We start from the raw sequence: 6,454 nt of genomic DNA on the forward strand, positions 1-6,454 counted from the left end.
ATCACACGTTGACTTACTGTTGGTACGCGAGGTCGGCGCGGCGGTTCTGTGCCCACGACGCTTCGTCATGACCGGTTGCCTGCGGCTTTTCCTTGCCCAGGCTCACGGCTTCCATTTGCGAGTCGCCCACGCCCATCAGCGACAGCGAACGACGCACCGCTTCAGCACGCTTCTGGCCGAGTGCGAGGTTGTATTCGCTGGTGCCGCGCTCGTCGGTGTTGCCCTGGATCAGCACGTGACGCTGCGGGTGGCTCTTCAGGTACTGCGCGTGTTGCTGCAGCAGCGGCTGGTAGTCGTCCTTCACCGAGTAGCTGTCGAAGTCGAAGTAGATGCTGCGCTTCGCGAGCGGGCTGTTCGGATCGTTCAGCGGGTCGACGTTGACCGTCGCGACGTCGTTCGGGTTCGGTTGTGCCGAGCCTGCGCCCTTGTTGGCGTTCTCGTCGAGCTTGACGCCCGAGTGGCAGGCAGCCAGCGCACCGACCATCGCGACGGCGAATGCGAAACGAAGTTTGGACATCATTTGATTACTCTCCTTGTGTTATTGCATCAACGTTATTGCATAAACGGGCCCCAGGACGGTTCGCGGACGCTACCACCCTGAACGGACAGGACCTGCCGAGTGCGACCATCGGTCGATACTGCGGCCAACACGCCACGGCCGTTCACCTGAGTGGCGTAAAGAATGTACTGACCGTTCGCCGCGAAGCTCGGCGATTCGTCATGTGTCGTGTCCGTCAGGCCCGTGGCGGATCCGCCTTGCAGGTCCTGGAGATACAGCTTGAAGCCACCGCCGACGCGCGAGATATAGGCAAGCTGCTTGCCGTCCGGACTCACACGCGGGCTGGTGTTGTAGCTGCCCGTAAACGTGACGCGTTGCGCGGCGCCGGCGCTTTCGCCCTGCGCCGGCATTTTATAGATCTGCGGTGCGCCGCCGCGGTCGCTGGTGAAGTAGATCGACTGGCCGTCCGGCGAGTAGGCCGGTTCGGTGTCGATCGCGCTGCCTTGCGTGAGACGGCGCAGACCGCTGCCGTCCGCGTTGACCGCGAAAATCTGCGTATTGCCGGTGCGCGACAGTGCGACGGCGAGCGTGCGGCCGTCCGGCGACCACGCCGGTGCGCTGTTGTTACCCTTCTGGTCCGAGACGACGGTACGGCGGCCGGTGGGCAGGTCGTGGATGTAGACGATCGGCTTCTTCTTTTCGAACGAAACGTACGCGACCTTGGTGCCGTCCGGCGACCAGGCCGGCGAGATGATCGGCTCGGGGCTCGACAGCGCGATATGCGCGTTCTGGCCGTCCGAATCCGACACCTGCAACTGATAGCGGCCGCCGCTGCGGATCACGTACGACAGACGCGTCGCGAACACGCCGCGGGTGCCCATCAGCTTCGCGTAGATGTAGTCGGCGACCTTGTGCGCGCTCATGCGCAGACCGCTTTCCGGGCTCACCAGCACGAGGCCGCCGAGATTTTCGCCCTTGACCGTGTCGTACAGCTTGAAGCGCACTTCGTACTGGCCGTTCGGCAAACGGTTCACGCTGCCGGCGACGAACGCGTTGGCACCCTTGGCCTTCCACGCGCCGAGGTCGACCGAATCGGTTTCGGAAACCGGCGTCGAGCCAGCGTCGATATTGGTGAATTTGCCGCTGCGTTGCAGGTCCTGGCGCACGATCGCGCTGACCTGTTGCGGCGAGTTCGCTTCATTGGCGAAGGTCGCCGTTGCGATCGGAAACTGGGTGGATCCGACGCCCGTCACGAGGACGTTGAGTTGTGCGTTGGCGGCGCCGCCGACGGCGATCAGGCACGTTGCCACGAGTGTTCGCAGGCCTAGCTTGGTCATCAAACTCATGCTGTATGGATTCCTCAAAACGGTTTTACTCAATACTTCGCGACGACAGACAGACCGGCAAACGGCTAATTCGTTCCCACGCACCGCCGTGCCGCAAAGGGCGGGGCGGTGGCCGTCAACCGGCTGTCAGCCGACACCTCAACCAGCCGGACGCAGCGTGATGTAGAAGCTTTCCGGCGCCTTGCCATTCACGTCGAGCGGCATCGGATCCGAACGCTGCACCGCGCGCAACGCGGCTGCATCCCAGGCGGCATTGCCGCTGCTGCGCGACACGCTGGCGCTCAGCAACGTCCCGGTCGGCGAGCAGCGCACGGCGATCACGGTTTCCAGTCCTTCCGTTTCACCGCCCCACGAGATGTTCGGCCGCACCGCCCGGCGCACCTTGTCCGCGTAACCCGGCGAAGCCGCCGTGCCACCCGAACCGCTGCCCGTGCCGCTCTTGCCCAGACCGTTGCCGGTCGAACCCGGCGGGCCCGCCATCCCCTGCATCTGCGCGAGACGCGCGCGACGTTCCGAGTCCAGCTGCTTCTTCGCCTGCGCGGCCGCTTCGGCTTGCGCCTTGGCCTTCGCGGCTTTCTCCGCGTCGGCCTTCTTCTGCGCTTCCGCCTGAGCCTGCTTCTGTTGCTGCTCCTGCTGGGCCTTCAGTTGCTGTTGCTTCTGCTGCTCGGCGAGTTGCTGCTGCTTCTGCTGTTCGGCGAGCTGCTGTTGCTTCAGCTTCGCGGCCTGCTGCTGATCCTGCTGTTGCTGCTTGAGCTTGGCGGCCTTCTGCGCGGCGAGCTGGGCTGCCTGATCGGCCGCCTGCTGTTCACGCTTTGCTTGCGCTTCCTGCTGCTCTTTCAGTTTCTGCTGACGCTGCTGCTCAACCAGTTGCGCTTCACGCGCCGCCTGTTGCTGTTGCTGACGTTTCTTTTCCTGCAACGCGATGTCCGCCTGGTCGTCGCGCACCGGCGGGGCAGGGGCGACCGGCACCGGGGGCGGCGGCGGAGTGACGGGGCGCGGCGTCGCCACGTTCGGCACTTCGGTCCACAGTTCCGCTTCCGCGCCCTCGGGCGTGCTGTTCTGCCACTGGATGCCGTGGTACAGGAAGAACCCGAGCAGGGCGTGCATCGCCAGCGCGAACAGAAACGCTCGCCCGGTGCCGCGCTCACGCGGCGGCTGAAGCGGGTATTCGGAGTTCTTGCGGATCATTGCGATTTGACGAGCAGGCCAACGCGCTTGACGCCCTGAGCCTTCAGCTCGGACATCACGTTCATCACGATTTCGTACTTCACCGTTTTATCGGCGGCGATCACGACCGGCTGATCCGGGTGCGATTCCGCCCGGTCGGCGATGAAGCTCTTCAGATCGGCCTTCGTCATGTCTTCCTGCTGCTGCGCGCCGGCGTCGTCCTTGTACTTGACGCTCATGTTGCCGTCCGCGCGGATGTTGACCATCACGGGCGGCATCTGCTGTTGCGGCGCGGCACCGCCGACGGTCGGCAGATTGACGATCGACGGCGCGACGAGCGGCGCGGTCACCATGAAAATCACGAGCAGCACGAGCATCACGTCGATGTACGGCACGACGTTGATGTCGGCCATTGCGCGACGCGAGCGCGAACCGCGCATGCTGGAGCGGGAGCCTGCCATCGTGGCCTCCTTACTGTGCCTGACGCTGCAGGATGTTCGAGAATTCCTCGATGAAGGTCTCGAAGCGGATTGCCAGCCGGTCGATGTCGTGCGCGTAGCGGTTGTACGCAACGACCGCCGGAATCGCGGCGAACAGACCGATCGCGGTCGCGGTCAGCGCTTCGGCGATGCCCGGCGCGACGTTCGCGAGGGTGGCCTGCTGCACGTTGGCGAGGCCGCGGAACGCATTCATGATCCCCCACACCGTACCGAACAGACCGATATACGGGCTGACCGAACCGACCGACGCGAGGAACGCGAGGTTCGCTTCGAGCACGTCCATTTCGCGCTGGAATGCCGCGCGCATTGCACGCCGCGCGCCGTCGAGAATCGCGCCCGGATCGTTCAGGCGTTTTTCCTTGCCCTTCAGGAATTCGCGCATGCCGGATTCGAAAATCCGCTCGAGCGCGCCGATCGTGTGGCGGTTGTTCGCGGCGCTCTGATAAAGCGCCTGCAGATCGCCGCCCGACCAGAAATCACGCTCGAAGCGTTCAGTTTGCGCGCGCGCCCGGCGAATCGCAAACCACTTGCGGAAGATGAAAGTCCACGACAGCAGGGACAGCATCAGCAGCAGAGCCATGACCGCCTGGGCGAGCAGGCTTGCGTTGAGTACTAGTGAAACGATCGACAGATCTTGTGTAGTGTTCATAAAGATTCTTGTTAACGTCCCGGAAAGGGGGCGTCCGGCTACAGGGCCGCATCAGGCTTGCCGTGGGCAAAACGGCAGCTTCGGCGACGCGCGAGGCCGAACCATGCTTTGTGTTGCGTGATCGGTACGAGTTCACCGGCCCCGTAACAACGAGCCAGGGTAATGGTGCGTTGACATGCTGCTGCCGTTCAGTCCACCCCGTGACTGACGCCCGGCCCGCGCCGCAGAGCGGCGAGAACCGGCGCGGGAATCGCGGCCGGCCGCAACGCGGCGCGGTCCACGCAGCCGATCCGGATTGACCCGGTAGCAAGCAACGTGCCTTCGCGCCACGCTTCCTGCACGAAGTCTACCGAAGCGCGGCCAAGCCGCTCGATCCGGCTGACAATTTTCACGATGTCGTCGAGACGGGCCGGAGCCCGGTAGTCGACCGCGGTGCTGCGCACGATGAAAATCGCGCCGGTTTCTTCCGCGAGCCGGTGCTGGTCGACGCCGCACGCGCGCAGCCATTCGGTACGCGCCCGTTCGAAAAATTTCAGGTAATTGGCGTAAAACACGATGCCGCCGGCATCGGTGTCTTCGTAATACACGCGGATCGGCCACGTGTACCCGATTTCCGTTCCGGGCTGACTGGTCGACATATTCATGCGGCGCATTCTACCGGAACGTATACCCTGGGGTCTGTTTCAAAATGTGCGCCCCGTTTGGCGGGCCTGAGCGGGCATCTGGCGAGGCAAAAGCGCTGCCTGGCGGGCGGTCGCGGCGTCCGGGGGCAACCTGGAGCGCGCCCCCGCCGGGCCGGTCGCTCTGGGCGGCGGGTTCATGACCGACCGTCATGAAGCGCCGCCCGCGCCGCCAGTTCAGCCGCGATGCACGGTCAAGCCGCCGAACGACTGCGCGACCGGCATCAGCTCGATCGTGTTGATGTTCACGTGGGCCGGCCGCGTCGCGATCCAGTAGATCGAATCGGCGATGTCCTCGGCCGTCAGCGGCTGAACGTTCTCGTAGACCTTGGCGGCCTTGTCGTCGTCGCCGCGATAGCGCACGTTCGAGAATTCGGTGCCGCCGCACAGGCCCGGCTCGATATCGGTCACGCGCAGCGCGGTGCCCGTGAGGTCGGCGCGCAGGTTCAGGCTGAACTGGCGCACGAATGCCTTGGTCGCGCCGTACACGTTGCCGCCCGCGTACGGCCAGCGGCCCGCCACCGAACCCAGATTGAAAATATGCCCGCGATTGCGCTCGATCATGCCGGGCAGCAGCGCATGGGTGACCTGCACGAGCCCCGTGCAGTTGGTCTCGATCATCGTGTTCCACTCGTCGAGGCTGGCTTTTTGCGCCGGTTCGGTGCCGAGCGCGAGGCCGGCATTGTTGACGAGCACGTCGAGCGCCGCGAATTCGGCCGGCAGCGAGGCCGGCACGGCTTCGACGGCAGCGCGGTCGCGCACGTCGAGTTCATACGGCAGCAGCTTGTCGCCGAGCTCGTCGGCGAGTGCTTGCAGGCGGTCTTTGCGGCGCGCGGTGGCGACGACGCGATGGCCGCCCTTGACGAAGGCGCGGGCGATGGCGGCGCCGAAGCCTGCCGACGCCCCAGTGACGAACACGATCATTACAGTTCCCTGGTCGGTGAAAGAGAAAGGCCCCAAGCCTACTTCCAATGCGGCGCTGCGGCAAGGATAGGGGAGCTGGACTCGCGGCCACGGCAAGCGCCTGCAACGGGCGCGCGCGATGGCCCGGGAGCTTTCGTCAGACGTATGCGACAGGGGTGAGGCAGCTGCGCTGAAGGCCCTGCCAGCAGGCGCCGGAGCGCCCCGTCGCAGGTTGCCTATTCGGGCCTCTTCCAATACACTAACGCGCTCGACCCTGCGTGACTGGCGATAGAACCGAGTCGTCCGACTCAACCGATTCAGCATCAACCAATCGGGTTCAAGGTGGAACAACCCACCGTGAAGCGCAGGGTGCCGTTTTGCCGTTCGCCTGGGCAGCCGTGAACCGCGCGCACTAATCTGCGCTGACGGTGGCTGGCTTGCCTCGCGTGTGCGGCGACTCTCCATTCGCCACATCAGGGCAGGCCTCGCCGCCTGCAGCGCTGCGTACCCCCTACGCACGATTCGGCGCACGATCCGGTCAACCTGAACACACTCAACGGAACCCGTATGTTTGACAGAGCCCAAAGCACCATCGCCAACGTCGATCCTGAACTCTGGAAGGTCATCGAGCAGGAAAACCGCCGTCAGGAAGAGCACATCGAACTGATCGCGTCGGAAAACTACACGAGCCCGGCGGTGATGGCCGCGCA

7 protein-coding genes, 1 pseudogene and 1 riboswitch are annotated in these 6,454 nt (G+C 64.6%); of the genes and pseudogenes, 1 reads left to right on the plus strand and 7 read right to left on the minus strand.

Going from position 1 to position 6,454, the window contains the following annotated elements:
* Positions 1-13 precede the first annotated feature (13 nt).
* From pal to ydfG, 7 genes are all read right to left on the minus strand, one after another.
* Complete coding sequence (gene pal, locus BTH42_RS02935) at positions 14-520, minus strand: peptidoglycan-associated lipoprotein Pal (protein ID WP_075295598.1); 507 nt, start codon at positions 518-520, stop codon at positions 14-16.
* A gap of 32 nt (positions 521-552) precedes the next feature.
* On the minus strand, positions 553-1,845 hold the full coding sequence (gene tolB / locus BTH42_RS02940) for a Tol-Pal system beta propeller repeat protein TolB (protein WP_075295600.1): 1,293 nt from the start codon (positions 1,843-1,845) through the stop codon (positions 553-555).
* A 138-nt stretch (positions 1,846-1,983) separates the two neighbouring features.
* Positions 1,984-3,033, minus strand: coding sequence for a cell envelope integrity protein TolA (tolA, locus tag BTH42_RS02945; protein WP_075295602.1), 1,050 nt, complete (start codon positions 3,031-3,033; stop codon positions 1,984-1,986).
* The gene (gene tolR, locus BTH42_RS02950; protein ID WP_075295604.1) at positions 3,030-3,473 is read right to left on the minus strand and encodes a protein TolR; all 444 of its coding nucleotides are present in this window, start codon (positions 3,471-3,473) and stop codon (positions 3,030-3,032) included. The genes tolA and tolR overlap by 4 nt, the downstream gene beginning before the upstream one ends.
* A gap of 10 nt (positions 3,474-3,483) precedes the next feature.
* Positions 3,484-4,161: a protein TolQ gene (tolQ, locus tag BTH42_RS02955; RefSeq protein ID WP_075295606.1), complete on the minus strand. Its 678-nt coding sequence runs from the start codon at positions 4,159-4,161 to the stop codon at positions 3,484-3,486.
* A 188-nt stretch (positions 4,162-4,349) separates the two neighbouring features.
* Positions 4,350-4,814, minus strand: a complete 465-nt coding sequence (gene ybgC, locus BTH42_RS02960) for a tol-pal system-associated acyl-CoA thioesterase (RefSeq protein ID WP_075295608.1) — start codon at positions 4,812-4,814, stop codon at positions 4,350-4,352.
* Positions 4,815-5,018: 204 nt separating this feature from the next.
* A complete protein-coding gene (gene ydfG / locus BTH42_RS02965) occupies positions 5,019-5,765 on the minus strand; it encodes a bifunctional NADP-dependent 3-hydroxy acid dehydrogenase/3-hydroxypropionate dehydrogenase YdfG (RefSeq protein ID WP_075295610.1) in 747 nt (248 codons plus the stop codon).
* Between the two features lie 247 nt (positions 5,766-6,012).
* A riboswitch (ZMP/ZTP riboswitch) is annotated at positions 6,013-6,145 on the plus strand.
* Between the two features lie 166 nt (positions 6,146-6,311).
* Between ydfG and glyA the strand changes: the two are divergent.
* Positions 6,312-6,454, plus strand: a pseudogene (gene glyA, locus BTH42_RS02970) (serine hydroxymethyltransferase); the annotation flags it as partial.

The sequence above is a fragment of the Burkholderia sp. SRS-W-2-2016 genome (genome assembly GCF_001931485.1).
GTDB lineage: Bacteria > Pseudomonadota > Gammaproteobacteria > Burkholderiales > Burkholderiaceae > Paraburkholderia.

Coding starts and splice junctions, on each gene's coding strand:
- tolB (WP_075295600.1), bottom strand. CDS start 1,845: ATGAGTTTGATGACCAAGCTAGGCCTGCGAACACTCGTGGCAACGTGC.
- tolA (WP_075295602.1), bottom strand. CDS start 3,033: ATGATCCGCAAGAACTCCGAATACCCGCTTCAGCCGCCGCGTGAGCGC.
- ybgC (WP_075295608.1), bottom strand. CDS start 4,814: ATGCGCCGCATGAATATGTCGACCAGTCAGCCCGGAACGGAAATCGGG.
- tolQ (WP_075295606.1), bottom strand. CDS start 4,161: ATGAACACTACACAAGATCTGTCGATCGTTTCACTAGTACTCAACGCA.
- ydfG (WP_075295610.1), bottom strand. CDS start 5,765: ATGATCGTGTTCGTCACTGGGGCGTCGGCAGGCTTCGGCGCCGCCATC.
- pal (WP_075295598.1), bottom strand. CDS start 520: ATGATGTCCAAACTTCGTTTCGCATTCGCCGTCGCGATGGTCGGTGCG.
- tolR (WP_075295604.1), bottom strand. CDS start 3,473: ATGGCAGGCTCCCGCTCCAGCATGCGCGGTTCGCGCTCGCGTCGCGCA.